The following is a 25,931-nucleotide window of genomic DNA, read 5'->3' as shown; positions in this document are numbered from 1 at the left end:
TTGGCGCGTCACTGTTTTATGGGGACGCCGTCATCACGCCTGCGATTTCCGTACTGTCGGCGGTCGAAGGCCTCGAGGTCGTTGCGCCGGCGCTTGGGCCCTATATTGTCCCCATCACACTCGTGATCTTGCTGACACTGTTTGCCGTGCAACGTTTTGGCACGGCGCGCATGGCCATCGTTTTCGGGCCAATCACCCTGCTCTGGTTTCTGGCTATCGGATTGTTCGGTCTCTGGCATTTGTTCGATGACCTCAGCATCCTGGCCTCGGTTAATCCCTATTACGGGTTTGATTATGTTGTGCGCAATCCGGGGACCGCGTTTGCAACGATCGGCACCGTGTTTCTTGCCGTAACAGGGGCAGAAGCGCTCTATGCAGATCTCGGCCATTTTGGTCGCCGGCCAATCGCGACGGCATGGATGTGGATTGTCTTTCCATCGCTGCTATTGAATTATCTCGGCCAGGGCGCATTCGTGCTGGCGCATGCAGAAGCAGCCAAGAACCCATTCTTTGAAATGTTCCCGCCGTGGGCGCTGCTGCCTATGGTGCTTCTGGCAACGGCGGCAACGGTTATCGCCAGCCAGGCGGTTATCTCAGGAGCCTATTCGCTCTCAAGGCAGGCGGTGCAGCTCAACCTCCTGCCACGTCTGACCATCGAACACACCTCGGAAAAGCAATCGGGACAGGTCTATTTGCCGAGGGTGAATTTTTTTCTCGGGCTCGTCGTCATCCTTTTGGTGCTGGGCTTTGAGCGATCGACAAACCTTGCGGCGGCCTATGGTATCGCGGTCACAGGCAATATGCTGGTGACAACGACATTGCTGTTCATTGTGATGAGCCGGATCTGGCAATGGCGTCTGTGGGTTTCCGTTGTTGTGACCTTAGGTTTTCTGACGATGGACATCACCTTTATCGGTGCGAACCTGATCAAGGTGGTTGATGGTGGCTGGGCATCCCTGGTCATCGCAATCGTTATCGTGGTCGTCATGGCCACCTGGGTCAGGGGAAGCCGTCAGCTATCGGCAAAAGTGCGCAGGGACGAAGTGCCACTCGATCTGATGGCGAAAAAATTGGCGGAGAGACCGCCGACGCTGGTTCCAGGTACCGCCGTCTTCCTGACGGGGGATCCTACCTGCACCCCGATTGCCCTGTTGCACAGCCTCAAGCACTACAAGGTTCTGCATGAGAAGAATGTCATCCTGACCGTCGTCACTGCACCCTCGCCTGTTATCAAGAAAAGCGAGCGTGCGCGGATCGAGCCCCTCAACGATCTGTTTTTGCGCGTGACACTGACGTTTGGCTACATGGAACAGCCGAACATCCCCCGCGCGCTGGCAATCTGCCGCAAGCAAGGCTGGAAGTCCGACATCATGACAACGTCTATCTTCCTGTCACGCCGTTCGTTGAAGGCGGCGGCTCGCTCCGAAATGCCCTATTGGCAGGACCGTCTGTTCATCGCTCTGGCGCACACAGCCAGTGATGCCACGGAGTATTTTCAGATTCCAACAGGCCGCGTCGTGGAAATTGGCACTCAGGTGAATATCTAGAAAGACTGCCCTACCGCGCGTGGCTCCCGTCATTGCGGCGCTACGAAGACGTAGACAATCCAGGAAGTGCTCTGACAGCCTATGTCTGTGGGTCCCGCACGATCTCATTCAATTTCTGCAAGCTCGGCGGCAACCTTTTTAGCTGGCGCAGCGTGAGGCCAGATGACGATGGCCGAACCAGAATAGCAGAATCCATAGTTCAGAGTGGTCTGGCCAAGTCATGACTGTCAATGCGTTCAAGAAGGGTTTTTCTCACAGCCTACACCTGTCGCGGCCGTTTTAGAGCACGTCGATGCAGGGCGGCCTTGGGTGCCAGAAGCGGACATGACGACCGTCTTGAACGATTCGAACCGCAGACCCACTGAATGCGGCATTCAGAGGGCGACTGGACCATAGCGTTTTGGGCGACATTATCCCCCTTCGGCAAACTCGCGCGTGAGCTGACGCGCAGCCATTCAGCATGAAAAGCATCATGCGCCGACGAGTTTTTCAAATTGTGTATCGACATGGCGTTGAGCGTCGATTCGGCCGACAACATCCGCAGGGACGTGAGGCAGATCGCTAGTGGTGTTGCGCCGACCGTTACAGCAAACCTTTAGCGCGCAGATCGGCGGCAAAGGTGGCAAGCGGCATCACCAGTGTCAGCGGCTTCCCCTGAAGCGGCTCCGCTCCGTAAGAGGCGTACCACTCGGCGGCGCGTTCGCTTTTCGCGTCGATAATCAGCAAAATGCCCCCGCCTTCACCGGCGAGCCGTAGGCAGCGCAGGGCGGCTGCGGCAAGGAGCCGGCCGCCAAGCCCCTGCCCCGCGACCGTCTGATCAGTCGCCAGCCGTGCGAGTTTGAAGCCGGATACGTCATGCCGTGCCAGCCCCCGCGTCATCGACGCAGGCACAGCTTCATGGACAACGGCTGACGGAGCGATCGTGTAGAATCCGAGTATCCGGTTCGGGGTTGAGTCGTCGATCGCGCAGAAGGTCTTGGCCGCATTCTGCTCGTGGCTTTGCCGCGCAAAGCGTTGCAAAAACTCGTTCATCTGTGCATCACCGCAATCGAAGGCTGCCCGATCATGCAATTTCGCGATCGGTTCCTCATGCCATGGCGGAATGGTCATATGGTGTCAGGCAAAGCCGCGACAGCAGCTCGCAGCCTAGCGTTGGGCTTCGGCGGGTTCTCCAGCAGCTCAAGGATGCGCGTATAGTCGCGCTCCGATACCTTGATGACTTCGGCCTCTTCGATCACTGCATCCGCCTCGCGCAGCGCAGATTGTGTCACGAAATTGGTCAGGTCGGTATTGCGCAACGCGGCCGCGCGCACCAGCTTGGCCTTTGCCGCCGCAGCGATGCGCAGGCTCATGCGCTCATTGCCTTCGATTGCCACTCTTGGCATAGCAGCCTCCATTCGTACTCTTTGAAAGAGTACATGAATTTTCGCCTTGCGTCAACAATTGTGTGGTTTCAAAGCGTACGGCATCAATCGCAGTCGCGCCGATAGAATGCCGAGCGCCCAGCTCTGCAAGAACATTGTCGAGCTCCGGCGTCGTACGCCCCGGCAGAAGGTGATCGAGAGCACAGAGGATGCGGAATTTCGGTCTGCCACTCTGACACTTGCAGCGCCGAAATCGAAGGAGCCTGACGACGGTTTTTCCGAAGAGCGTCTGGGTCGTCCGTGTCTGGTAGTCATGTATCGGTCACTGTGATCCACACGCCACGCAGCATCGGCTCATGGCTGAGGCATCATCGACCTGTCGCTGAGTTATTTGCGTTTGCAGCCGTTCCAGAACGGCCTTGCCCTCCGACAGCTTCAAGCCGAAATCCGCACCTGTCGGCTTTTCGAGATCAAGGCTGATCGATACGATCTCCGTGGTTTCGACAATCCTCCCGTCCGCGTCGGTCGCCTCCAACCGCACTGTCCACGTAACTGCTTTGCCCATCCGCCGCCTGCTCCATTCAAAGACGGCATGGGTCTACGGCCTGTTCGTTACCCCACGGTTCCTTCCACTCCCACAGACATTGAGCATTACGCTAGTCACCGACGGCAAATTGGTCTAACTAAAATTAAACTCCAAGTGCGATGTCCAATGGATCGATTTGAAGTAATGCGCGTACTGCTTGCGGTGGTCGATGCCGGCAGCCTTTCCGCAGGCAGTCGAAAGTTGAACGCTCCGCTGCCAAGTGTCAGCCGCAAAGTGGCTGAGCTTGAGCGTCATCTCGGCGCAAATCTCATCATCCGAACAAGTCGGAACCTTCAACTGACCGATGCCGGACGAGATTATGTTGAATCGGCCCGGAAGATCATGGCCGACCTCGAGGAGACCGAGCGTCGTGCTTCTGGGGAATATCAGACGCCGCGGGGAATTCTGACGATTACGATGCCCGTCGAGTTTGGCAACCGTCATGTGCTTCCAATAGCACTGGAATTCATTGATCAACATCCGGACGTTTCGTTGAACCTGCTGTCCCTCGACCGCTCGGTTCATCTTGTCAGTGAGCAGGTCGACATTGCGATTCGGCTCGGCGAACTCGCGGACAGTTCCCTTTACGTGGTCAAGGCTGGACAGTTTCGCCTACTGACCTGTGCCAGCCCGACCTATCTGAAGCGATTTGGTCTTCCACTGCATCCGTCCGAGCTCCCGAACCATGATGGTATCATTTTCAATAACCGAAGATTCTTCTGGACATTTGATGTCGAGGGTGAGCCGACCGAGGCGGTTCCGCGCAATCGGATCGAGGTCAACACCGCGGCAAATTGCGTCGCCGCAGCTCTCAGCGGCGTTGGTATCGCCCGGCTCTTCGACTATCAGGTGCCTGACGAATTGTCTTCAGGTACGCTTGTCCCGATCCTGAACGAATTTGCCGGAAGGCCCAAGCCAATCCACATTGTTTATCCTCGCCAAGGTCTCCTCGCCCTGAAGGTGCGCTCGTTCATAGACTTTGCACTGCCCAGGCTTCGGGCGGTATGCAGCGGTGAAAACGAAACGAGAGAAGGATCGAAACACTCATCTGAATGAAGCGCGGACCTCACCGATGGTCTGCTCCGGGTTCTGCAGGTGGGGATAGTGCCCGACTCCGGGAAGAACATCGAATTCTGCCCCGATCTTGTCCGCGAACTCGCCCCCCATCTCTTTCTTGATGTAGAGATCTCTTTCACCCCATATCACTTTCACCGGAGTCGTCAGCTTGTCGAGATTGGCCTCGAAGTATTCCTGGTCCCGTGTGAAGTTGGAGTAATAGTAGTAAAATGCGTCCGCCGAGGTCAGATTGCCATGGCCCCAACTGCGAATCATGTCGTCATTTACGTCCACCTTGAGATCGAACTGTTGTTCCTTCGGAAGGTCCCGCCTGTAGGCGTTTGCAAGTATTTCAGCACTCGTTTTGTTCATGTAGGCGCGAGTTTTGGAAGCCCCGGGTTCCGCTTTCAGGTTCTGCAGATTCTCGAACATATAAGCGGGCCTGTTGAATGGCGCGAAGTCTCCGACGATTATGTTTTTAGCGATACTGGGCTCGTCGAGAGCAAGCAGCAGCGCAGGCAGGGCACCAATATCCGTTGCGTAGATCGTGAGATGTGAGCGATCGATCCCGGCTTTTTCGATGTATGCCTTGAGGACATCGGCATAACTTTTCGGCGCGTATGAGAACTTCCCGACTGCTGGTCTGGACGATTTGCCGTATCCCGGCCAGTCGAAGGCATGGACCTCGTATTCATCGCCGAGGGCGGTCGAAATATCTTTCCAGACGTATAACGTTTCAGGGAAACCGTGCAGAAAGAGAACCGTTCCTTTCGGGCTCGGGTTGTGCACCATCATTCTGCGGAGCGTGATGTCCTTGTCGATTTCGATGAAACCGACATCGGCCATCCGGGTTTTCTGGGAATGATTGTCGGCATATCCCGCAATAATTATGGTTAACAGCAGCGCAGCGGTGGCAACCAACTTTCGGAGCCATGGCTTCAACATTTCCGTGATCCTTTCTGAAGTTCAATAAATCAGACGATCGAGGCGAGCCTGCAGCCGCGGACCGATCAGAAGAATGGCGGGAATGACAATGGCGTAGCCAACGCTCCACGAGCGCAGCCAAGTCAGGGCAAAACCTTCCGCAAACCCAAGATTGAGCGCGAGCAGGACAAAGGAAATGATCCCGGTCGTGATAACGCCCATCGACAAGGCGAAGGCGATTTTGCGTTTAAATTGCGTATCCATCTTCCTTCTCCAACATGTTGTTTTCGACGCTTCACTGTTGCGAGCAGGTAGTCGACAAACTATTGATTATTAGGGTCAAGGATAGAGCATCGCAGGCCGCGACGGGTAGACCGAAATTGCGAGAGGGAGCCTCTTGAAATCCAACACGTCTAAGAACGCGGGCAATCAGCAGCCTGCGGATGTCGGCCTGCCCGGCCTTCGACACCCTGCCAAGCCTTTCCTTGCCACCGGACGAGAACTGCCGTGGCACAAGTCCGAGCCAGGCCGCGAAAGCACGGCCGCACCGGAAGTTCTCCATGGCGGGTGCGAAGGCCTCGACGGCCACCAGAATTCGCGCAAGATTCACGCGTTCAGAGAATGGATTCTGGAAGAGGTCAAGCGCGACATGGCGCGGGCAGTAGTCTAATTGCGTGCGTTCATCGCCGGCGATCTGTTGTTTTTTAAAGAGGGGACGGCTGGAATTGCCAGGCAAAACTGTGCCGAACACAGGAATCGATATCACTTCATGTCGCCAGCCGCCCAATATTCTCCCGAGTCACAACTTCGCCGAGCGTGTATGTACAATTGCGGGGGCTGCGAGAAACCGTTCCTTTGAAAATGCCGATAAGACAGGATTTTCCAACATTTTTGATTGTAGCCCAAATGTCTACAATGGCCGATAAGCGGCAAGCGCGTCTGGCTTATCATGTTTAGAAGTCCGCTTTGCGCCGCAAAGTCGGCCATTAAAGTTAGCTGTGCCATTGCCCTAAAGCGGACATTGCCGGCGACGGCGCTGGAAGTCGCGGGTGCGCCACTACCGTGGACTCGCGCACCGTTCGTAGGCGTTGTTCCGCGATCACCGGTGTGGGCAACGTCGGTGCCTGCGCTGATGCTCCGCACCGTTGCATGCGCCTGTCCTTCATTGTCACGCTTGCCCCGGCTCAGACGCCAGCGATTTTGTAAGTCGCGTCGCCAGCTGTTCTCCCGCTTGCTTGGCGGCGGCGTGCGCCTGCTTAAGATTAGACGCCGCGAGGTCCCGCAACGAGGCCATAGCGGGATTAACATCAGCGAGGGTCAGCTCGACATCGATGAGTTGGAGGTCCAATCCCCAGCCGTCTTCGAAGATGCGACTAAGCCAGGGCGTCGCGTGGTCCCAACCTTCCTTCGGCATGCCAGGGCCGTACGCGCCTCCACGCGCTGAGATCAGATAGGCGGGACGCTTCGAGATCGGCGACGCCACCTTAACGGTGAAACGCGGTTCGGTGACCAGAAGGTCAATCCACGCCTTTGCGTGTTGCGAAACAGCGTAATTGTAGAGCGGAACCGAAAAAATGAAGGCATCTGCTGCCAGCATCTCATCGGCCAATTTGGTTGCCAGCGCTGCCGCCTCCACCTCCTCCGTCGTGCGTTCGCTGAGGGCCTTTGGACCAGCCTGCACGGCAAGGGCCCAAGCTGTTGCAGGCAGGGGTGAAAGGCCAACGTCCCGCCTCACGACATCCAGCTCTGCCAGTTGCGCTCGGATAGAGTCCTCGAGCGTTGAAGCTAGACCGCGGCTTTGAGAGCCGACGGCACGAATGCTTGCATCCAAACGAAAAATCGTCGTCACGGCTCAAGCCTTCCTCTTCTTGAGAAAGGCGACCAGCGCCTCATTCACTGCCTCAGACGCCTCGAGCTGTGGCCAGTGCCCGACGCCCTCAAGTGGTAGGAACCCCTGGAGGTTTGGCACGGCCGGCTTGAGATCTTTCTCGTTCAAAGCTCGCATCTTAAGCATGCTGTCTGCTGTGCCATACGCAAAGAAGGCTGGCTGTCGGATCTTCGCCCCGGCAAATGCTTTTGCTTGGTCGAAATAGGGCTGCATGCCGCGATAGATATTCAGTGGGCCGTGGAAGCCATCACGCTGGAAGCCTGCGATCATCGTCTCGGCGTCCTCGCGGTCAGCGAAGGGCGGGATGCCGATCGGGGATGGCCGGTGCATATCTTTGCTTGGGTCCATTGGACCCCATGCTTCGGAAGCATTGGGCAACCCCGACATCCAATAGAGAGCGCCCGGGAAAGTCGTGGCCGCATCCGCCCACTCCTGGTCGGCCTCCGGCTTCATGTGGCGGAACATATAAAAGGCTCCCTCCTTGCCGGCGGCCTTCAGCATTTCGAGCATGCTGGGCCCCGCACCCGGTAGCACCGGAGGGACACTGAGGCCGAAGACCGCGTCAAACAGATCCGGACGCATCACCGCCGCGTTCCAGCTCACCGTCGCACCGAAGTCGTGGCCGACCAGGCTAGCGCGCTCGATCCCGAGTTCCGCGAGGATGCCGACAAGGTCTCCGACATGGTAGAGAACCGTGTAAAGCGCGGCGTCTTCAGGCTTGGAGCTATCGCCATAGCCACGCGTATCGAACGATATCGCGCGGTAACCCGCGGCCGCGACTGCCGCCATCTGCCGGCGCCAGCCCCGCCATCCGTCAGGAAAGCCGTGGACGAACAGAACAGCCGGGCCCTCGCCTTCCTCGACAACGTTCAGCTTGACGCCATTGGTTTCTACAAAGGTCTGCTTCAGCGATTTATTCCGATCCACGAAATTCATCTTTCATGCTCCATTTGAATTGTGAAATTGACGCACGCGGTGCGGCGACCACTGAGATCGATCTGTGAAGTACATAGTTCGATAATAGTTCGTGTGCGGTCGAGATGGCGTTCGGCTTTACTTGAGATTCTCTGTCATCCGTCTCCGATCAGGTCGCAGACTAGCCGCTGCCTGACTCCGAGAATTGATGTCAGCACCGGATCGAGTTACTTCCCGGAGAACTGGATCTTCGGGATCGGCTCATGTTTCCGTACAGCCGCGACTGCAATGGCCATTCCCTCTGCGCCGTCTTTGGTGTCGAGGATGCCAGCGCCGAGCTGGGTGGAGATGATGTCGGCAGCCGAGACGCCACCGGTAGCCCAAGTGCGGATGAGCGTACGCGCCTTGCCGTAAGAGAGGGTCGGCCCTGTCGCGAGATGCTGCACGAGTTCGTCGGAGACTTGCTCCAACTCGCCGTCGGGCACTGAATGGGTTGCGATACCCAGATCGACCGCGACCTTTCCGAAAATCGGTTCAGAAAGCAGAACGAAGCGCGTGGCGAGTGCTTTGCCGACGCGATCGGCGAGCCGCTGCACGCCGCCTGCCATGGGAAGGCCGCCGACCGATACTTCGGGGAGAACGAGCATTGCCGACTCCGCGACGACGAGGAAATCGAACGCCAAGAGGAGTTCGAAGCCACCGCCCAGGGCCATCCCTGCCAGAGAAGCAACCGTCGGGATGGGCAGTTCCTCGATCAGGCGGACCGAAGCCAGGATATCTGCTGCAAACGCTTCGAGGAATTTCGAGCCCTTGTCCCCGATGGTACCCAGATCGTCTGCCACGGCAAAGTTGCCGGACGCGGACGCCAAGTGAAGGACGCGGATGTCGCTTGCATATGCTTGGCGAACGGCAGCCCTCAGCGACGAGGGAAAGTCGGACCCTGGCTCGCTGTCTGCATCACCGAGCAAGATCAGCTTGCCCACCGCACCGTGTTGCTCGAAGCAGAACGTACTCATGTTTTACCTCCTAATTTACTGACTGATCTAGCCAGGCAGGCCTAACGCCTGCTACAAAACGGCTGGCGTCTCATGTCGCGACTGGCGGATGACCAAGCCAGTTATGTTATGTACGTTACAAAACGGAAGACTGTCAATGGCTCGTCCTCGCGCGTTCGAAGAAAGTGAAGTGCTCGATCGCGCAGCGGACGTGTTCGGCCGCCGCGGCTACGACGGATCAACCATGGCGGAGCTGACGGCCGCGATGGGCTTGAACTCTCCCAGCATCTACGCCGCCTTTGGAAGCAAGCGCGGGCTCTTCGACGCCGTTCTCAGGCGCTGTAGCGCTCGCGAGGACGAGCACTGGGAATGGGCACTCGCAGCCCCAACAGCCGAAGAAGTCGTCAAACGCTTGCTGACGACCTCACCAGCGCAGGAGTCCAGCCGCGTCCTCGTCCATGCGGGCTTGGCGATGGGCAGCGAGAATGCCGACGTCCCCGCTGCGCTGCTTCATCGCCGCCAATCGGCAGAACTGAAGCTTCGAGACCGGTTCGAAGAGGCGAAACGGACTGGCGAACTCCCCCTGGACGCTGATGCCTCAAGGCTGGCGAGCTATGTGACGTCGGTTCTCGGCGGCCTCGCTATGAAAGCCGCCGGCGGGGCGCCGCACGCCGAACTGCGAGAGGGTGCCGAACAGGCGGTGGCGGCTTGGCGGGCGACTAGCGACGTTGCAGCCGCCGCGAGCACCTCATCGAGGGGGGCGGCACCGGCAGGCGAGTTGGGCCGCGACCCGCGAAGGTTCAGCGCTGACACAGCGCTCGATGCTGCCATGAAGGTCTTTTGGACCAAGGGTTTCGCGGGCGCATCGTTGAATGATCTCACTGAGGCGATGGGAATCACTCGACCTAGTCTCTACGCCGCATTCGGCAACAAAGAAGCATTGTTTTTCAAGGCCCTCGACCTCTATCAGTCACTTGGTAAAGACTACCTAACTGAAGCGCTCCAAGCTCCGACGGCGCGAGGCGTTTTCGAAGCGCTGCTCAGGGGAGCGCTACGCGATCAACAGGCAGAGGGGCAACCGCGCGGCTGCCTCATGGTTCTTAACGCAATGCAAGGCGGTGATGAGGCGCAGCCCATTCGCAACGAAGTCCTCAGGCGCCAGGCCATCGGGCGCGACTTGCTCGCGGCCCGGTTTGAGCGGGCCAAACGCGACGGCGACCTGTTGCCGACCGTCAATGTCGAAGGTCTCGTGCGCTTTGTCCAATCCCTGATGCACGGCATCCTCATGCAGGGAGGGGCCGGCGCAAGCCAACGTGAGCTTGAGGCGTTGGTTGAGAGCAGCTTGACCATGTGGACCGCATCCGCCGAATTACCGATCAGTAAAGATTAGGCGCAGCTAATCTGTCAAGATCTTTACCGATCGGTAGATTCTCCTTCGCTGTCGGGGGCCTGCCGGGGTTGGAGTAGCCATCGCGGACGCCACAATTCCCGAAGACGACCGCTCGCTGCGCTCACGATTTCCGTGAACCAAGCACGCGCGCGGCGACTAGTCTGAAACACCGGTAGGCAATTTCTCGTTTGTTGACTCGAAGGACCGCTCATGGGTGCAGGTGTCCGACGCGATAGCTGGCCTTCTCGGGAAGTTCTTTGGCTTTGTGAATCGAAACTCGGCGACCGATCTCAGCGAGGCCCAAGCCGCGTTCAATGATCGACAGAAGCGCGGCCTCGAAACGCTGATCCGCTTGATTGGTCGATCGATAGAAGAGTGCCCGGCTTTCGTTCACTATGTGGTGTCGCTGGAGGATCAACAACGACGGGGGAGCTGCCGTACTGGCTTCATCGCTACAATTGGCACAGGCCTCACGGCAGTTTAGGATCAAAACCACCTATCAGCCGTCTCGGCCTGGATCGGGACAACCTACTGAAAGCTCACAGCTAGCTCACCCACCAATTCCAGATAATCAGTGTACCGGACCGCCGCTCATTGGAGATCTGACTTCAAATGCCCGCCTTGATGGGATTCTATCCGCAGACCCATCCAAGCGGGGGGTTGTCTGAAAGCGGTTCCGAAAGAGATGGGATGGTTGCCGCCCTCCCCTGACGGCATCGCAATGTGCCAATGTTGTGGTGCGTTAACCCACAAAGCGGAGAAGGCGGCAAAATGAACGATACGATGATTGGTGTGGACCTGGCAAAGAGTGTTTTTGTGCTCCATGGGGCGTCGATGCTTGGCGAGGTGACGTTCCGCAAAAAGCTGTCCCGGTCGCAGTTTCTGAAGTTTATAGCGGATCAAGCACCTGCGGTCGTGGTGATGGAAGCCTGCGGCAGCGCGCACTACTGGGCGCGACAGGTCGTGGAGTTCGGCCATGCGGTGAAACTGATTGCACCCCAATATGTCCGGCCGTTCGTGAAGCGGCAGAAAAATTATGCGGCCGACGCCGAGGCGATCGTGATCGCGGCGCAGCGGCCGGAGATGCGCTTCGTGGAACCCAGGTCGCAATGGCAGCAAGCCAGGCGGTACTGTTCCGGGCCCGTGAACGTCTCGTCCATCAGCGCACCGAACTTGTGAATGCCCTGCGGGCAGTGCTCTACGAATACGGTCACACAATCCCGCAGGGCATTGTCCACCTCAAGCGCATCGAGGCGCTTCTCGACGAACCAGATAGCGACCTGCCCGGGCTGGTCCGCGAGGAATGCCGGGATCTTCTGGCGCAAATCTCCGAGAAGACCGTGCGGATCCAGGCCAAAACGCGGAGGATCAAGGAAGTGGCGGCCGAAACCGATACGACACGACGGTTGCAGACGATGCCGGGGGTTGGCCCGATCGTCGCGCTTGCGGTCGAGGCCTTTGCCCCGGCGATGGCAAGCTTCAAGCGTGGCCGGGATTTCGCTGCCTGGCTTGGGCTCGTTCCACGACAACATTCCTCGGGCGGCAAGGAGCGGCTCGGGCGCGTCTCGAAGGCCGGCCAGGCCGACATCCGCCAGTTGCTGATCATCGGGGCAATGTCGCGGTTGAGCTGGCTCGGGCGCAAGTCCATCGCTGCGGGATCGTGGCTGGACCGGATGCTGGCGAGAAAACCGAAGATGCTGGTCGCAATCGCCCTGGCCAATAAGATGGCGCGGGCAATCTGGGCCATGTTGACGAAGGGAGAAGATTACAGCGATCCGGCACTGATTGCGGCGGCATAATCGTCGCCACGACAATCACCGGCAAAGCAGTGTGAGAAGGCAATGACCTGAATGGGCAAAATGATCGAACAGATCTGGATCGGGAAAACCAGTTAATGGCTCTGAGTCCGCGTGCTCGTAGTTGAGATTTGGACCCTATCCGCAGATCACCATACCGGCCCGCGGCGCCAGACAGGCCGCTTCCATGAGGCCTGACACAAGACCGCACTCGATCACATGTTCATAAAGGTTCAAAAACTTCTTGCATCCCGGGCGGCAACCACACAAGGCATTATGCGATTTTCGAAGCACATACCAAGAACATCGGCTTAGCCACTGGTTCTATCCCCAACCTAAGCAGGAAATTCATGTGCTGGATATTAAGCCTGTGACTTTCACCGGTAAATGGCGCCAAATCTTCAACGCTTTATGTCGTATTACTGTGCCGCCGGGATCGCAGATTCCAGCGAGTCAAGCGCAGCACCAAGCCACGGTCCGATGGTGAAGTTTCAGCGGATCCGTATCGCAGACAGCTAAATTGGCCTTTCGACTGCTAAATAGCGGGGTCCTATTGGAACAGCGCCTTAAGCCTGGCCCACAAGCCGGGCTGCGGCGGTTTTGAGGGGTTGGTGAGTCCGTTGATGTAGAGAACCATGTTGAGTGGATCGAACCGCAGGCCATGAAACTTGGCGGCGAAGCGTCCACCGCGATCGATGACGTGGGTGACGATGCCGTGCGTCTGCTGCCCGTCCTCGAGCGGTTCAAAACGGAGCCTGTAGTTTTCCGCCAGCTTGCGCGTCGTGTCCTCCGGCTCGCCGGGGCGTGTGGTCAGGAACATCCAGTTGTGCGTATTCAGTCCATGGGCCGTACCATAGGCCTTAAGCACATCCGGCGTATCTTTGGCAGGATCGGTAGTGATCGCCAGGAACTGCACTCGGTCCTTCATCGGCGTGGCGTTGATCTTCTTCTGAATGTCAGCGATCACCTCGGAATGGATCGGGCATACATCGGTGCAACTCGCGAAGATGAAATAGAGCACCACGACCTTGTCGGAAAAGTCGGAAAGGCGAATTGTCATGCCATTTGCGTCAGCCAGCACGAAGGGCGGCGCGGCCGGCTCGTCGATCACCTGGAAGAACTTCTCCTCGCTGCCCATGAGCTTGTCGAGATCAGCGCCCGGATGGTGAGCCAAGGCGGGCGAGACGAGGAGCAGCAACAGGAAAAGCGTGAGAAAAAATGGGTTGGCTTTCATAGGACGAACCTTTCTGACTGAAGGGGCTGAGAGGCGCACGATCGCCATCACTGCGTCTTCTCCCGCTCCCGGCGGCTCATTTCCACCTGATACTGCCGCTCTCGCTCCGGCCAAGTGCTTTTGATGAAGGAGAGCACGGCCCGGATATCGTCGTCGCTCATGACATTCCCGAAGCCCGGCATATCGCTTTGGTAGCCCCCGCCAACGACCGCCGCCGGTCCTTCTCTGGTGATGCGAAAGAGCACGCTGTCCGGATGATGCCAGGTGTGGCCGGATGCATCGTGCGGCGGCGCCGGCATCCGGCCGGAAGGCAACGGCCTCTTCCAGTTGGGCTGTCCTTCGAGCCTGGCACCGTGACAGGAGGCGCAGCGCTTGGCATAATGCGTCTTGCCGAGTGCGATTGTGGCGGCAGAGGCGTCGCTACCCGCCGTCTCGCTGGCAAGCCAGGGCCATGCCAATGCCAGTCCCAAACCCGCCGCGGCAATCCCAAGCATCGAGAAGCGGACAGACGTTCTTCTCATTTGCCGCCGCCGAAGAACAGGTACTTGACGAGCGCCGCCGCCCCAAGGGCGAGCACGACGACGGCAAGCAGCCACACCAGACCCATGCCGAACATCATCATGCCGCTCATGCCTTCCAACATCGCGCCACTCCTCCTCCTATTCCTTGGCGTAGACGCCGCCGACACCGCCGGATTTCTTGATTTCCAGCATCTTGAAAGGGCCTTCCTTCGTGCCGTTCATGCCGGGCGAACCCATGGGCATACCGGGCAGCGTCACGCCTTTGATGTCGGGCCGCTCCGTCAAGAGCTTGTTGACCGTGCCGATCGGCACGTGGCCGCTCACCACATATCCGTCGATCATGGAAAGGTGGCAGCCCTGGACGTCGTCCGGAATACCGGCCGCGCGGCTCATCGCTGCGAGGTCATGCGTCGGCTTGACGGTCACGTTAAACCCGTTTTCGCGCAGATAGTCGGCATGGCTCTCGCAGCAGCCGCATTCCGGGTTTTTGTAGAGCGTGACGTCCTTTTCGCCGGCGAGCGCCGGAGCAGCGCTCAACAGGATCGAAGCGAAGACAAGAGCTTTCAGAATTTGAACATTAGCTTCTCCTTTCGGATTGTTGGCCGGTCAGGCAACGCGGAAGACAGCCATCATGCCGCCGGCCTGGTGTTCGAGAACGTGGCAGTGGAACATCCAGTTGCCGGGATTGTCGGCGACGAAGGCGATCTCGACCTTCTCGCGCGGCCTAATCAGCACCGTGTCCTGCCATTCGCGATGACGGGTGGGTTGGCGGTTCCGGGAAATCACCCGGAACGAATGACCATGCAGATGGATCGGATGATGCCACGCGGTCGCGTTGGTCATGGCGATGACGTGGCTCTTATCCTTTTCGAGAGTCAGGATCGGCTTCATGTCGTGGCTGGCCTCGTCGGCGGCGATGCCGTTGATGAACCAGGCGGTACTGGAGTTCATCATCCGCATCATTCCTCCCATCATCGAATTTGTGTCGTCCATCATGCTGCCCGGTGTGCCCGGGCCCATGCTTTTACCCATGTCCTGCGCCACCATTTCGCCCATCATGCCGCCGTTGAAGACCACCTCGTTTCTGGACGCGGCCTTGAGGTCGGGTTCCGGCAACGGATTTGCAGGCAGGGCGAGCGGCCAGTCGGGCGCGCGCTCCCTTAGTGGAGTGCCGTCGTAGGCAAGATCGACGAGTTGGTATTCCAGCCCTTTATAGAACCGATCCGTGACCGAAGCTCGGTTGCCGGGATTGCCGGTCATGTCGATGATCAGGTCGACACGCATCGCTGGTCCAAGCACCACCAGCCCTTTGTCTGGCGCATGCGGCGTGACCGGCTGGCCGTCGAACGCGATCACGATCGGCTCGTGCCCCGCGAAGTCGAGGCTGAAGATGCGAGCGTTGGCGGCGTTGATCAGCCGCAGGCGGATGCGCTCGCCCTTCCTGACCGCAAAACCATCCGGCACGCGGCCGTTGATGGTCACCGTATTGCCGACGCGCCCATTGTGGTGGATGTCGTGCCGGTTGCCGAAATCCTCGCTGATTGCACCCGATTTGGTCAGTCGCCAGTCGCCGAGCATCCAAGTCACGTCGCGGTCAACGAGCACTGGTTCCGGCTCCTCGACGATCAGCGGGCCATAAAGCCCGCGGCCGACCTGCTCGAAACTCTTCTGGTGCGGGTGATACCAGAAGGTGCCGGCGTCGACCGCGTCGAACTCGTAGAGGAAGCGTTCGCCCACACCGATCGGCGTCTGGGTGAGGTGCGGCACGCCGTCCATCGCGTTTGGAACGCGCACGCCGTGCCAGTGGATGGTGGTTTCTTCGGCAAGGGCGTTGTCGACCGCGACGCGCAGCCTATCGCCTTGGCGGAGGCGGATCTCCGGGCCTGGAACGATGCCATTGTATGACCAGGCGTCCGTCTCAGCGGGCGGCACGAGACGGACGCGGCCAGGGGCGGCACGCAACGAGACTTCGCGCGTGACGGCAGTGGCAGCCGGCGAAATCGGAAGCATCGCGCCGGTCGCACTTGCGGCGGCCGATGCGAGAAAGGCTCGACGCGTCAGCGTCGGAGCAGAATATCTGGACATAGTTCAACCATTCTGAACAGCCAATGGAATTGCGCATGGCGCCGGAAGGCATCTCATGCGAACCGCGATCACAGACGACAGAAGAATCCGCCGCGCATGGTCGTTGGCGCCGGCAACGGGGCATCCCCGGCCGACGTCGACTAAAGCACGATGGTTCGAGGTGGAGGCGGGTCGGGCAGACCGCTGCTGCCGGTTATTTCTTCCGCCGGCGAAGCTGCAACATCGGCCGCCATAACGGCAAGCTCAAATCCTGCGGCTGCCGGAATTGCGGCGAATGGTGCAAGACAGATCTGACCGCAGCGGGAGGCTTTGCCCTCATTGCCAGGAGGGCAGCCATCGCAGTCGCCCATGTCTCCGTCGGCCATCGCGGCGGGGGACATGGCAAGGGACATGCTCGTCACATTCGCCGCATCCGCGACAGTGCCCGCGGCAAATACCGCGAGCAGAACAATTGCGAAAATGCGGGCAAGTCTGTTCATGAGGTCATGCTATCCTGTTTCCGCGTCATGTCCAGATCTGAACAGAGTGTCTGATTCTAAGGCAGATTTCGGCTTTAAGATTACCATCGGCATACGCTGAGCTCGAAAGGTGGAGGAGCTTAGGCTCCCGGTTATGCGGCCTTCATAGAAATCGCCCGCATAACGGCAACGACACCCCCGGCTCCCCTTTTTAGGGCTGCCGCTGCCGCACTTCGACGCGTCGCCTCCCTCATGCAGGCATCAAATCGATGACCCGCATGATCGCGACCGCACTGCTCGTGTTCTGGGTGCCTTCTGTCGTATCGGCTTTAGCGCAGGTCCAAACCTCGCCCTTCTTGACTGTGAACTTTTTTTCGTTCTGAACGACTGACAGTTCTCCCTCAGTCATGTGGCAGAGCATGTCGTTCGCCATCATGTTGTCCGGCGTCTTCGCCCCGGGTTGGATAACAACATCGCGCAGCTTGACCATTGCATAGGCTTTTATGTTTGATGCCCGCTCGCCTAGCGCTATTTCTCTGACACCGGGGGCGAGCTCCTTGCCCTCATCGGGACCGTAAGTCTGGGGGGCTGCTGGTGTCGCCCAAACGATCAGAGGCGTTGCAGCCATTGTAAGGCCGAGTGCGAGTGCGGATCTACGATTGACGATTTCCATTGCTTCCTCCCTAGCCAAATTGTTGGAAATTAGGGCCAACCCATAAGTATTGGGCCGGTGCGGTCAAGAGTCAACGAGCCCATATGCGCACGTGGTCGCGAGAGACTGCGGAGTTTCACAAACTTCTGGGTTCGTTTGTGCGAGGCGTGTCGCAGCAGCCGGGGTTGATGACCGCTTCGGGCCCAACACCGGACTTTCGATCCACGGGAGAAGGACCCGCTCATGCCGCGATAGTCGGAGCGACCTATTTCGCCGACGTCGACATGCATTTCGATGACACCCGCGCCGCTCCCATCCATCGCAAGGAACAGGCGAAAACAGAAACGGAGTTCCTAAAAGACAGGGGCATTTTGGTAACGGACAACATGAACCCGTTCCAATGTTTGGAGGCGTTGTTCAGGAGATCACCAAATCGGGAAGGGTTATAGCGCTTATCGACCTTTTCGGGCGAATGACGCCTGTTGAGTTCTAGCCGAAACAGCTAATCCCTGCGGCAATAATGCCGACTTAATTTCCGCTTCGCGCCATGGGCAGACGTTTGTCTACCCGTCCGCTAAGCCGCTTTGGAGCACGTAGCTGTTATCGGTCCGGATTTTGGCTGCCGGAGCTCCGATCCCCTGTTGCGACCGGACATGGGACGAGCCAACTGCCTATCTGTAACCTGCCTTGCATGCTACAATCGAGTTTCGTCTGGGAGAAGTGACCACGGGGAAAAACAGCATGGGAGTTACGGCCATCCGATTGCTGTTCGGTTTAGCTGCCGGCATCCTCGTATTGCCCCATTCAGTCAATGCGCAGGAGGTGATCTACATCGTTCGGCACAGTGATCCACCATCGACATTGAACCTGGATGAGATTCTCGACGAAACTCCGCTGTCGCAGTCCGGACAACAGCGGGCCACGATGCTGGCTGAGCGATTAAAAGACGCCGGCATCAGCGCCATCTATGCCACGCAAGCAAGGCGGACAGTCGAGACGGCCGAGCATCTCGCCAAGGCTCGTGGACTTGAAATTCGTGTTCATTCCTATGAGGACAGTGACGGTTTGGTTCGTCTGCTCCACTCAGAAAACGGCAAGGACAGGGTGCTCGTTGTGGGGCATTGGAGCACTATCCCAGAGATTCTCAAGGCGCTCGGATATCCCGAGGAAATCAAGATTGAACGAAGTGCGTATGACAACCTGTTTGTGGTTGTCCCGAGGGGGGATCAAGCACCGATTGTGCTGCACCTTCACTACTAAGACTGAAGCTGAGCTCAATACATCAAGCGAGCGACCTCGCGGGCGGTGTTCGTCGGATGTCCATGATCGGTCTGAAATTGCGAAGGTTTTTTGCCCGGATATTCCTTCCCGGGGCGAGATCTGCAGGCGTCGACAAGGCTCCGCCCAATAGCGGCGAGGAAGCATCGGGGCGTCCGCAGAGCGTCCCCATACGCGTTGCATTGGCCATCACATTTGGTGTCATCATCGCCGTCATCGCAGCGGCGCTCATTCTCGCCCTGGAAAGCGGCCGCCAAAACACGATCGCACTAGCGGGCAACCTCAGTGAGAGAATTATCGACACGATCGTAGACCGGACACGATTGCACCTCGATCCAGCCCGTGACCAATCCGAATTCTTGGCCAAACTTTTCCACGACGGCGATATCGACCCGCAAGATGAAGCTGCCTCTCTGAGCCAACTTCGTGCGGCACTCGCCGGCATCCCACAGATCGCTGCGCTCGCAGTCATCCGCACCGATTTGAAGCAGTTACGTGTCGAACGCCATGGCGACAATGTCATCATGCGAAAGATCGACATGCGAACCGTGCCCGGACTTGACGAAGCGTTTGAGATGGCTCGAAGTGCAGGTCACCCCGTCTGGGGAGAACTTCTGTGGAGTGATCGGCTGAACCAGCCTCTCGTCAACGTTCGCACCCCCCTGCGTCATGAGGGTTCTTTTCTCGGGATTTTGTTGACCACGGTCACGGTCGCGGAATTGTCACGTTTCCTCGCCGACTCGCCCGCTGGGTCAGACGTCGGTGCTTTCATACTTCTCGGCCGCAACCATGTCCTCGCCCACGCAGCACTTGCGCACAATCCTCAGCTGTTCAAGCGCGATAAGCCCCTTCCGGAAGTGAGCGAGATCGGGGATCGGGTGCTCGCGTCGATCTGGAACCCTCAGGCGGGCGCGGTCCCCTTTGCAGGTTCTTCGAAAAGCCAAATCGTCACGGTCGATGGAACATCCTATGTCTTCATCTACCGCGACATCCCAGGATATAGCGACCAGCCTTGGGTGGTCGGCCGTTATCTGCCGCTCGATGAACTTGGCAGTGAAGTCCGCCGGCTCGAGTTCGCAGCGTGGCTGGGGCTGGCGGCCGTTCTTGCTGCTGTCGCTGGCGCGTGGCTGGTCGGCTATGCGATTGGAAAGCCGATATTGCGTCTGGCGCGCGCAACATCGGCAATTCGCACGCTCGATCTCACTTCTGCCCGCCCGCTCGCAGGCAGTCGTCTTCGCGAACTGGACGAGGCAATCCGGGCTTACAACGCGCTCGTCGCGGTCTTACACTGGTTCGAGACCTATGTGCCTCGACGCTTGGTCAAGCAGTTGATGGCGCAGGGCGAGCAGGCGACAGCGCTTGTAGAGCGAGACGTCACGGTGCTGTTCACCGACATTGTCGACTTCACGAGCCTTGCCGAGCGGCTGTCCGCATCCGATGCGGCGACGTTCCTCAATGACCATTTCCGGCTGCTCGCCGCCTGCGTGGAGGCTGAAGGAGGCACAATAGATAAGTACATCGGCGACTCGTTAATGGCATTTTGGGGAGCGCCCGAATTGCAGCTGGATCATTCCGCCCGAGCCTGTCGTGCAGCGAGCGCGATCGCGGCCGCGATTGTTGGCGACAATCGGCGTCGAAGGGCACTTGGCCTGCCACCCATGAGAATCCGGATAGGCATACATGCTGGCCCTGCAATGGTCGGGAACATTGGGGCTCCGGGGCGTATCAATTATACCATCGTCGGAGATGTTGTGAACACGGCGCAACGCATCGAGGAGGTCGCCAAAGAGTGCATGACCGACGATGACGAAGCGGTCGTTCTGGTCAGCGACGTCGTGTATCGATCTGCGCGATCTGGAAGCTCGCCACTATCCGTCGGCCAGCGTGTATTGCGCGGACGGCACGAGATGACAAACGTTTTCAGACTGCACTAGCTAAACGGTTGTTGCCGCCGCGTGCACCGCGAAGCGAATTGTCCCCTTTGCAGACCTTCGGCTCGACCTACGGAAGGTCGCCTTCGGGCCCAGAAGCAGGTATAACGGTATAACGATCGCCTTGAGCGCATTCGAACCGAAGATTGCCCTATTGGATGTGGTTCCGGATGAGACATTATGCGATTTTCTGAGCACAGAACGGGAACATGGGCATAGCGGGCAAGCTAGCCCGATATCCCAGAGCCCCGCATGGGTGTGAAAACCAATCATTCGTCACCGTTCCATTTTCTGTGATTCTAAAGCGGGCGCTAAGCGGACTTTGGTGAATGTCCGCAGCGCCGATACTATTGAAAAAGTCCAAACTCGGGGCGCCGCTTGATCGCAAAACTGGCAGGTCCCCCACGTCAATTTTCTGTGTCGACCTCTACGGCCCTCCAAAAAATCAGACGTCGTAGAAAACGGACTTTTCAACAGTATCCGCCAGAAGCGGCCACTATGAGATGACCGCTTAGCGGCAGAAGAGGTCATTCAATGACAACCAAAAACTGGTTCATCTGGCCTCAGGGGCGGCGAGCCAGGCGCGCCCGAGAAGGATCGACAATATTGCATGAAGCGTGACTGCGGGCCATAGGAGGACACCTGTCAATCCGCCTGCGAAACCGAGATACGCAAGATAGAGCATGACGACTATGCTGTAGGTCAACATCCCGACCAAGGGCGAGTTCCTCCAGCAAGCGACCGCCAGCGCAATCAGGGCTATGCCGGCCACGCGGCAATGGAAGTCGCAATGACCGTCAGCGCCTCGCCGAGCAACAACTCTCCGACAACCGACGGAACAATCAAGAGCGCCAGCCCGGTAGCGGCTTCGCCGCCAGCGGCGACCGTGAGTGCCCATTTCATCGACTAGACCACCAGTTTATCGTAAAGTTGACAGACTTTAGAGCAACGACTTCGTCTCATGTTACGGCTCCAGTTGAAAGGTCAGCTTGTCGATCGTGCCGGAGAACTCGAACGGAGCGTCGTAGCGATACTCGACCAACGCCACCCCGGTGCGGGTATCCCGCCCGATATCGAAGGTCTCGTCCTCCGGGAACGTCACCGGGGTGCCGTGCTCCAGCGCTTGCGTCGCCACCTCCTTGCCGTCCACGGACAGTACGCCGGTACCTCCCTTGCCCAAACCGGGACCATCGGACTTGAAGTCGAAAACGATGGTGTGCTTGCCGGGTTCCAGTTCGGGCCCTTCCCAAATCGTGCGCTTGAGGTCGAGAAGGTTGTAGAGGAAAACCACTCGCCCCCTGCCAACGCCGAAGTCTCCCTTGCTCAGGAAGAGGCCGTAACCGCCGAAACGTCCGCCTTCGGTGACGATCATGCCTTCCGCGCCGCCATCGGGTATCTCGACCTCGACCGTGATCGTATAGGATCTGTTCAGGATGCTCGGCGCAGCGCTTTTCGGCACGCCGCTGAGTTCGCCCGTATAGGTGAAGTCAGTCCGTCCCGCCGTGAGATTGGGGCGCGGGGCGTTCCAGCGCGCAAGGGTCGAATTGTCGAGCGGCAGCACGTTGTACTTCTTCGCCTCGGAGGAGAAGAGGTCCTGCATCTGCTTGAGCTTGTCGGGCATCTTGGCGGCCAGGTCGTCGAACTGGGTGGGATCCTCGTCGACGTTGTAGAGTTCCCAGGTGTACCCGGTCATCACATCCGGGGGGGTAGCCGTGCTCAGTTCCCAAGGGAGCGTCGCCGGTGTCGTCGCCGCCACCCAACCATCATTATAGACGGCGCGGTTGCCGAGCATCTCGAAGTATTGCGTCGTGTGCTGAGTCGGGGCATTCGCGTTCGCCTTGTCCCACGCGTACGTCATGCTCACGCCTTCGATGGGGCGCTGCTTGATACCGTTGATCGTATCGGGAGCCGGGATGCCGGCCGCCTCCAGGATGGTCGGCACGATGTCGATGACGTGGTGGAACTGGCGGCGGATGCCCCCTATGTCACTGATGTGGCCGGGCCAGGACATTGCCACGCCCTGAGCGGTTCCGCCGAAGTGCGACGGCACCTGTTTCACCCATTTGAACGGCGTGTCCATCGCCCACGCCCAGCCCGCCGCAAAATGCGGGAACGTCCGCTCCGATCCCCAGAACGGATACCAGAGGAACTGGTCCTTGACCGGCACCGATACGCCGTTGAAGGTGGTGAACTCGTTCGGTGTGCCGTTGAGCATGCCCTCAGCACTCGCGCCGTTGTCGCCACCGATGTAGATGATGAGGGTGTTGTCGAGTTCGCCGATGTCCTCCACCGTTTGAATGATCCGGCCGATCTCGTTGTCCGCATAGGCAAGGTAGGCGGCATAGACGTCGGCTTGCTTGATGAAAAGCTTTTTCTCCTCGAAACTGAGGGAATCCCATTCCGGCAGTCCCTTCGGCCACGGCGTCAGCCTGGCGTTTTCGGGCATGATGCCCAGCCGCTTCTGGTTGGCAAAAATCGTCTCGCGCAGCTTGTTCCACCCATCATCGAACAGGTGCATGTCGCTGATCTTCTTGAGCCACTCCGGGGTTGGGTGATGCGGCGAATGGGTGGCTCCAGGCACATAATAGACGAGCCAAGGCTTGCCGGGCGCAATCTCCTTGAGCTGCCTGACGTATTGGATGGCTTCATCGGCCATTGCCGTTTCCATGTTCCAGCCGGGATTGCCCTCGAAGGGATAGATGGCTGTCGTGTTGCGGTACAGGTTCGGCTGCCATTGGCTGGCATCGCCTCCGACGAAGCCGTAGAAATAGTCGAAGCCCATGCCAGTCGGCCATTGATGGAACGGCCCGGCCTGGCTCGATTGATAGGACGGCGTGTTGTGGTTCTTGCCGAACCACGACGTCGCGTATCCGTTTTCCCTGAGGATGGTGCCGATCGTGCCTTTCTCAATCGGGATGATCGAATCGTAGCCAGGGAAACCAGTCGCTATTTCGCCGACCACCCCGGATCCGACAGAATGATGGTTGCGTCCCGTGATCAGAGCAGCCCGCGTTGGCGAGCAGAGCGACGTCGAATGGAAATTAGTAAAGCGCAATCCCCTCTCTGCGACGCGATCCATGGCAGGAGTGGGAATGACCCCGCCGAAGGTGCTTGGCGCACCGAAACCCTGGTCATCCGTCATGATCAGCAGCACGTTGGGTGCTCCCTTGGGCGGAACGACGCGCGGTGCCCACCAGGGCTGCGAGTCGGAGGCCTTCTCCTTGATTACACCACCGAATTTCGGAGCTGGAGGCGGAAGCTGCTTTCCGTCGATTGTGGTGGTGGCTCCCGGCGAACCGGGGACGCCTGTCACCTCCTGTGCCGGCGCTGAAATGCTACCTAAGGCGAGAAGAGCCGCTCCCGCGAGCAAGTTGCGACCGATTTTCATAGTGCCCTCCCTTGATAGCTCTTGTTGGTCAACCCGCCGGATTCAGTCGCACCTCTTGGTCGGCGAAGTCTTGGCACCGCAGTCAACGCGGGCCGTCCTTTTGCCTCCGCCCTTCGCCCCTCTCAATGTGACGATCTGGTCTGCGTAGTTGTCTCGGGTATTTTGATCGACGGCAGCCACGGGAGCGGCAAGGATCAGACCAGCCGCGTTTCCGGCCGCCGCCGCCGTTCCGGTTGTCGCTGCAAGAATCTGGTCGCCAAGGCCCACCCGGTTGTCCGTCAGCGTCTGGCCGTCGGAGATACGGGCACCGATAAGCTGCACGATCTGCGGGGATTCGGCGAACTTGCTGTGATGGAGATCGTCACCCGCTTTGACCTTCGTCAGGTCGATCACAGCGATCTTGTTGGCTTCGAGTTCCTGTTTGTATGGCGGCTGTTCGGGATCGATCGATCCAAGTCGGGGCACGTCTCCCCAAACCCGGCGTGAAACTGCCAGCGCGCGGTCATCACGGGAGACGAACAGGGTGAACTGCGGATGCTGTTTTCCCATATCTGCAATCTGCGAACGGAACACGTCGACATCGACGTCGGGAGCCGCCAGCATGACGTTCTTGAATTTCGCCGGTAACCGGCCATTGCGGATCGCCATCTGGCGCAGCGATTCCAGGGTGAGCCAGTTGCCCATCGAATGCGCAATAATCGAGACTTCCTTCACTTCGGCATCGCGCGCCAGATACTGGAACAAATTCTCCAGCGCGTTGCGCGTATAATTCGTGCTTTCGCGGTCATATCCGTAGGCGAGCAGGCTGCCGCGCGACGGCCATGTCACCAGAACAGGCGCACTGTGCACACCGGAATCCTCAACGATCTGGGCAAAACGATAGACAGAATCCTCAAACCGATTGTTGAAGCCGTGGATGAAGACAAGCACGCTGCGATCGGGACTCTTCCGGACGGATGTGGTAAGCCATTTCTTGGCTGCATCCACGGTCATTTCGTCAGCCTTCAATGTTGCGAAATCGGTCGCCGGATTGGCAGGAAGCCTCTTTGGCCAGGCGACCTCGCCTGCCTTGCGGGCGTTCTTGGGCGGGATCGACACGGTTATGTCCGCGAATGCCGGCGTCAGCCCGCGCTCCCCCGTAAACATCTCTCCCGGAACCGAAGAGCGGCCGCGCGTTGTCGCCACCAGCATGTCAACCCTGCTGGACGATGGGACGGTGTCGGCCACGGGCAGCAGCACGTTTTTCGGACGACCAGCACATCCCGACGCAAGGATGATCAACGCACCGATCAAAGCCCATCGCAACAACCCGAAACCAGAGAATGCCGGGCCGCTGGGCTTACAACTGCTCCTGTTGCTCGATGGCATTGGCGGTCACAGCCTTAACAGTAATAGACGAGCCGGGATGAGCGCGATCCCGCAGAGCAACGCCCTGCGTGTTATGGTGGTCATCTTCATTGACCCATCCCCCGTTTGATCGTGATTATTTCGGCCAGTGAATTCCTACAGTGGGCAATTAACAAGTACGTAACTGTAACTATGCGGGGAGTGGTGGATTGGGCGGATCGCGTTAGAAAAAAGAGGTGAGATACTGGGAACCTCTGTTAAGCAAAGAGCGGGAGGAGCTCGAACGGCCCTGGGAGAAATTCTGGGCCGTTCTGCGATGCTCCTCCCCAAACTGACTGCGGGCCTTGGCGGCAAATGTGCAGTCAGGAGACCAGAATACACCCCAGCGCCAACACCCACTAAGCACCATTTTCATCTGTCCACCGGGAAAGAGAGGCGGCAACGGTCGTCGGCGACTATTTCCCCGCGATGGGGACAAAAATTCTACAATGACGTTTGGAATGGCTAGGGCCACACTCTGCCAGCGAATGGTGTAAGGCTTCCAAGCCGGTGAGGTAGCAAGAGCCACTAGAACAC

Annotated in this window: 25 protein-coding genes and 3 pseudogenes; 8 read left to right on the top strand and 20 right to left on the bottom strand. The window is 58.6% G+C overall.

Going from position 1 to position 25,931, the window contains the following annotated elements; genetic code table 11:
* The coding region (locus tag CU102_RS22595) for a potassium transporter Kup (RefSeq protein WP_106713345.1) at positions 1–1,547 on the top strand (1,547 nt) is incomplete at its 5' end.
* Positions 1,548–2,129: 582 nt separating this feature from the next.
* On the opposite strand, the gene CU102_RS22590 is transcribed toward CU102_RS22595, so the two are convergent.
* From CU102_RS22590 to CU102_RS22575, 3 genes are all read right to left on the bottom strand, one after another.
* Entirely contained in the window at positions 2,130–2,657 is a 528-nt protein-coding gene (locus CU102_RS22590) for a GNAT family N-acetyltransferase (RefSeq protein WP_106713344.1), read from the bottom strand.
* Positions 2,654–2,932: a type II toxin-antitoxin system TacA family antitoxin gene (locus tag CU102_RS22585; RefSeq protein ID WP_106713350.1), complete on the bottom strand. Its 279-nt coding sequence runs from the start codon at positions 2,930–2,932 to the stop codon at positions 2,654–2,656. The genes CU102_RS22590 and CU102_RS22585 overlap by 4 nt, the downstream gene beginning before the upstream one ends.
* A 301-nt stretch (positions 2,933–3,233) precedes the next feature.
* Positions 3,234–3,476: a hypothetical protein gene (locus CU102_RS22575; protein WP_106713342.1), complete on the bottom strand. Its 243-nt coding sequence runs from the start codon at positions 3,474–3,476 to the stop codon at positions 3,234–3,236.
* A 147-nt stretch (positions 3,477–3,623) separates the two neighbouring features.
* Between CU102_RS22575 and CU102_RS22570 the strand changes: the two genes are divergently transcribed.
* The gene (locus CU102_RS22570; protein ID WP_106713341.1) at positions 3,624–4,553 is read left to right on the top strand and encodes a LysR family transcriptional regulator; all 930 of its coding nucleotides are present in this window, start codon (positions 3,624–3,626) and stop codon (positions 4,551–4,553) included.
* On the opposite strand, the gene CU102_RS22565 is transcribed toward CU102_RS22570, so the two are convergent.
* The 6 genes and pseudogenes from CU102_RS22565 to CU102_RS22540 form a co-directional block, all read right to left on the bottom strand.
* Complete coding sequence (locus CU102_RS22565; protein WP_106713340.1) at positions 4,542–5,498, bottom strand: alpha/beta fold hydrolase; 957 nt, start codon at positions 5,496–5,498, stop codon at positions 4,542–4,544. The genes CU102_RS22570 and CU102_RS22565 overlap by 12 nt on opposite strands.
* A 21-nt stretch (positions 5,499–5,519) precedes the next feature.
* Positions 5,520–5,741 (bottom strand): DUF2798 domain-containing protein, encoded by a 222-nt coding sequence (locus CU102_RS22560; RefSeq protein ID WP_106713339.1) that lies wholly within the window; start codon positions 5,739–5,741, stop codon positions 5,520–5,522.
* A 163-nt stretch (positions 5,742–5,904) separates the two neighbouring features.
* Positions 5,905–6,066, bottom strand: a pseudogene (locus tag CU102_RS22555) (transposase); the annotation flags it as partial.
* A gap of 579 nt (positions 6,067–6,645) precedes the next feature.
* The gene (locus CU102_RS22550; protein ID WP_106713338.1) at positions 6,646–7,326 is read right to left on the bottom strand and encodes an FMN-dependent NADH-azoreductase; all 681 of its coding nucleotides are present in this window, start codon (positions 7,324–7,326) and stop codon (positions 6,646–6,648) included.
* A 3-nt stretch (positions 7,327–7,329) separates the two neighbouring features.
* A complete protein-coding gene (locus tag CU102_RS22545) occupies positions 7,330–8,301 on the bottom strand; it encodes an alpha/beta fold hydrolase (RefSeq protein ID WP_106713337.1) in 972 nt (323 codons plus the stop codon).
* A gap of 206 nt (positions 8,302–8,507) precedes the next feature.
* On the bottom strand, positions 8,508–9,296 hold the full coding sequence (locus CU102_RS22540) for an enoyl-CoA hydratase/isomerase family protein (protein WP_106713336.1): 789 nt from the start codon (positions 9,294–9,296) through the stop codon (positions 8,508–8,510).
* A 136-nt stretch (positions 9,297–9,432) separates the two neighbouring features.
* Here CU102_RS22540 and CU102_RS22535 point away from each other — a divergent pair, with 136 nt between their 5' ends.
* The 3 genes and pseudogenes from CU102_RS22535 to CU102_RS22520 all read left to right on the top strand — a co-directional run bounded on the left by CU102_RS22535 (position 9,433) and on the right by CU102_RS22520 (position 12,464).
* Entirely contained in the window at positions 9,433–10,665 is a 1,233-nt protein-coding gene (locus tag CU102_RS22535) for a TetR/AcrR family transcriptional regulator (protein ID WP_106713335.1), read from the top strand.
* A gap of 429 nt (positions 10,666–11,094) precedes the next feature.
* Positions 11,095–11,214, top strand: a pseudogene (locus CU102_RS22525) (IS481 family transposase); the annotation flags it as partial.
* Positions 11,215–11,436: 222 nt separating this feature from the next.
* Positions 11,437–12,464, top strand: a pseudogene (locus CU102_RS22520) (IS110 family RNA-guided transposase).
* Between the two features lie 547 nt (positions 12,465–13,011).
* Here the strand turns inward: CU102_RS22520 and CU102_RS22515 are convergent.
* The 7 genes from CU102_RS22515 to CU102_RS22490 form a co-directional block, all read right to left on the bottom strand.
* Positions 13,012–13,695, bottom strand: a complete 684-nt coding sequence (locus CU102_RS22515) for an SCO family protein (protein ID WP_106713333.1) — start codon at positions 13,693–13,695, stop codon at positions 13,012–13,014.
* 47 nt (positions 13,696–13,742) lie between these two features.
* Positions 13,743–14,216, bottom strand: coding sequence for a c-type cytochrome (locus CU102_RS22510; RefSeq protein WP_106713332.1), 474 nt, complete (start codon positions 14,214–14,216; stop codon positions 13,743–13,745).
* Positions 14,213–14,338 (bottom strand): hypothetical protein, encoded by a 126-nt coding sequence (locus CU102_RS30900; RefSeq protein ID WP_280951919.1) that lies wholly within the window; start codon positions 14,336–14,338, stop codon positions 14,213–14,215. The genes CU102_RS22510 and CU102_RS30900 overlap by 4 nt, the downstream gene beginning before the upstream one ends.
* A gap of 16 nt (positions 14,339–14,354) precedes the next feature.
* On the bottom strand, positions 14,355–14,753 hold the full coding sequence (locus CU102_RS22505) for a DUF411 domain-containing protein (RefSeq protein WP_245425481.1): 399 nt from the start codon (positions 14,751–14,753) through the stop codon (positions 14,355–14,357).
* 69 nt (positions 14,754–14,822) lie between these two features.
* Positions 14,823–16,301: a multicopper oxidase family protein gene (locus CU102_RS22500; protein ID WP_106713330.1), complete on the bottom strand. Its 1,479-nt coding sequence runs from the start codon at positions 16,299–16,301 to the stop codon at positions 14,823–14,825.
* 140 nt (positions 16,302–16,441) lie between these two features.
* A complete protein-coding gene (locus CU102_RS22495; RefSeq protein ID WP_106713329.1) occupies positions 16,442–16,780 on the bottom strand; it encodes a hypothetical protein in 339 nt (112 codons plus the stop codon).
* A gap of 229 nt (positions 16,781–17,009) precedes the next feature.
* On the bottom strand, positions 17,010–17,432 hold the full coding sequence (locus CU102_RS22490; RefSeq protein WP_106713328.1) for a hypothetical protein: 423 nt from the start codon (positions 17,430–17,432) through the stop codon (positions 17,010–17,012).
* 720 nt (positions 17,433–18,152) lie between these two features.
* On the opposite strand from CU102_RS22490, the gene CU102_RS22480 reads away from it, so the two are divergent.
* Both CU102_RS22480 and CU102_RS22475 read left to right on the top strand, forming a co-directional pair.
* Positions 18,153–18,671 (top strand): SixA phosphatase family protein, encoded by a 519-nt coding sequence (locus CU102_RS22480; RefSeq protein WP_106713326.1) that lies wholly within the window; start codon positions 18,153–18,155, stop codon positions 18,669–18,671.
* A 56-nt stretch (positions 18,672–18,727) separates the two neighbouring features.
* A complete protein-coding gene (locus tag CU102_RS22475; RefSeq protein ID WP_106713325.1) occupies positions 18,728–20,623 on the top strand; it encodes an adenylate/guanylate cyclase domain-containing protein in 1,896 nt (631 codons plus the stop codon).
* A 550-nt stretch (positions 20,624–21,173) separates the two neighbouring features.
* On the opposite strand, the gene CU102_RS30520 is transcribed toward CU102_RS22475, so the two are convergent.
* The 4 genes from CU102_RS30520 to CU102_RS22460 form a co-directional block, all read right to left on the bottom strand.
* Positions 21,174–21,338 carry a hypothetical protein gene (locus CU102_RS30520; protein ID WP_245425480.1) on the bottom strand — a complete coding sequence of 55 codons (165 nt, stop codon included), beginning with the start codon at positions 21,336–21,338 and terminating at the stop codon, positions 21,174–21,176.
* Positions 21,339–21,379: 41 nt separating this feature from the next.
* Positions 21,380–21,523, bottom strand: coding sequence for a hypothetical protein (locus CU102_RS30515; RefSeq protein WP_245425479.1), 144 nt, complete (start codon positions 21,521–21,523; stop codon positions 21,380–21,382).
* A 61-nt stretch (positions 21,524–21,584) separates the two neighbouring features.
* Positions 21,585–24,008 (bottom strand): arylsulfatase, encoded by a 2,424-nt coding sequence (locus CU102_RS22465; protein ID WP_106713324.1) that lies wholly within the window; start codon positions 24,006–24,008, stop codon positions 21,585–21,587.
* 42 nt (positions 24,009–24,050) lie between these two features.
* The gene (locus tag CU102_RS22460) at positions 24,051–25,283 is read right to left on the bottom strand and encodes an alpha/beta hydrolase (RefSeq protein ID WP_245425485.1); all 1,233 of its coding nucleotides are present in this window, start codon (positions 25,281–25,283) and stop codon (positions 24,051–24,053) included.
* Here CU102_RS22460 and CU102_RS30510 point away from each other — a divergent pair.
* Positions 25,198–25,485 carry a hypothetical protein gene (locus tag CU102_RS30510; protein WP_245425486.1) on the top strand — a complete coding sequence of 96 codons (288 nt, stop codon included), beginning with the start codon at positions 25,198–25,200 and terminating at the stop codon, positions 25,483–25,485. The two genes, CU102_RS22460 and CU102_RS30510, sit on opposite strands and share 86 nt — an antisense overlap.
* Positions 25,486–25,931: the final 446 nt, after the last annotated feature.

Source organism: Phyllobacterium brassicacearum (assembly GCF_003010955.1).
In the GTDB taxonomy this organism is placed as follows: Bacteria; Pseudomonadota; Alphaproteobacteria; order Rhizobiales; family Rhizobiaceae; genus Phyllobacterium; species Phyllobacterium brassicacearum.
The sequence above is the reverse complement of the archived record's forward strand: the minus strand, read 5'-3'. Positions and strand labels throughout refer to the sequence as shown.

Bases quoted from the DNA above. Each gene is read 5' to 3' on its own strand.
- CU102_RS30900 (WP_280951919.1), bottom strand. From the start codon at position 14,338: ATGTTGGAAGGCATGAGCGGCATGATGATGTTCGGCATGGGTCTGGTG.
- CU102_RS22465 (WP_106713324.1), bottom strand. From the start codon at position 24,008: ATGAAAATCGGTCGCAACTTGCTCGCGGGAGCGGCTCTTCTCGCCTTA.
- CU102_RS22565 (WP_106713340.1), bottom strand. From the start codon at position 5,498: ATGTTGAAGCCATGGCTCCGAAAGTTGGTTGCCACCGCTGCGCTGCTG.
- CU102_RS22480 (WP_106713326.1), top strand. From the start codon at position 18,153: ATGGGAGTTACGGCCATCCGATTGCTGTTCGGTTTAGCTGCCGGCATC.
- CU102_RS22475 (WP_106713325.1), top strand. From the start codon at position 18,728: ATGTCCATGATCGGTCTGAAATTGCGAAGGTTTTTTGCCCGGATATTC.
- CU102_RS30515 (WP_245425479.1), bottom strand. From the start codon at position 21,523: ATGAAATGGGCACTCACGGTCGCCGCTGGCGGCGAAGCCGCTACCGGG.
- CU102_RS22590 (WP_106713344.1), bottom strand. From the start codon at position 2,657: ATGACCATTCCGCCATGGCATGAGGAACCGATCGCGAAATTGCATGAT.
- CU102_RS22495 (WP_106713329.1), bottom strand. From the start codon at position 16,780: ATGAACAGACTTGCCCGCATTTTCGCAATTGTTCTGCTCGCGGTATTT.
- CU102_RS22540 (WP_106713336.1), bottom strand. From the start codon at position 9,296: ATGAGTACGTTCTGCTTCGAGCAACACGGTGCGGTGGGCAAGCTGATC.
- CU102_RS22570 (WP_106713341.1), top strand. From the start codon at position 3,624: ATGGATCGATTTGAAGTAATGCGCGTACTGCTTGCGGTGGTCGATGCC.
- CU102_RS22515 (WP_106713333.1), bottom strand. From the start codon at position 13,695: ATGAAAGCCAACCCATTTTTTCTCACGCTTTTCCTGTTGCTGCTCCTC.
- CU102_RS22490 (WP_106713328.1), bottom strand. From the start codon at position 17,432: ATGGAAATCGTCAATCGTAGATCCGCACTCGCACTCGGCCTTACAATG.
- CU102_RS22545 (WP_106713337.1), bottom strand. From the start codon at position 8,301: ATGAATTTCGTGGATCGGAATAAATCGCTGAAGCAGACCTTTGTAGAA.
- CU102_RS30510 (WP_245425486.1), top strand. From the start codon at position 25,198: ATGTCAACCCTGCTGGACGATGGGACGGTGTCGGCCACGGGCAGCAGC.
- CU102_RS22585 (WP_106713350.1), bottom strand. From the start codon at position 2,932: ATGCCAAGAGTGGCAATCGAAGGCAATGAGCGCATGAGCCTGCGCATC.
- CU102_RS22575 (WP_106713342.1), bottom strand. From the start codon at position 3,476: ATGGGCAAAGCAGTTACGTGGACAGTGCGGTTGGAGGCGACCGACGCG.
- CU102_RS22510 (WP_106713332.1), bottom strand. From the start codon at position 14,216: ATGAGAAGAACGTCTGTCCGCTTCTCGATGCTTGGGATTGCCGCGGCG.
- CU102_RS22500 (WP_106713330.1), bottom strand. From the start codon at position 16,301: ATGTCCAGATATTCTGCTCCGACGCTGACGCGTCGAGCCTTTCTCGCA.
- CU102_RS22560 (WP_106713339.1), bottom strand. From the start codon at position 5,741: ATGGATACGCAATTTAAACGCAAAATCGCCTTCGCCTTGTCGATGGGC.
- CU102_RS22535 (WP_106713335.1), top strand. From the start codon at position 9,433: ATGGCTCGTCCTCGCGCGTTCGAAGAAAGTGAAGTGCTCGATCGCGCA.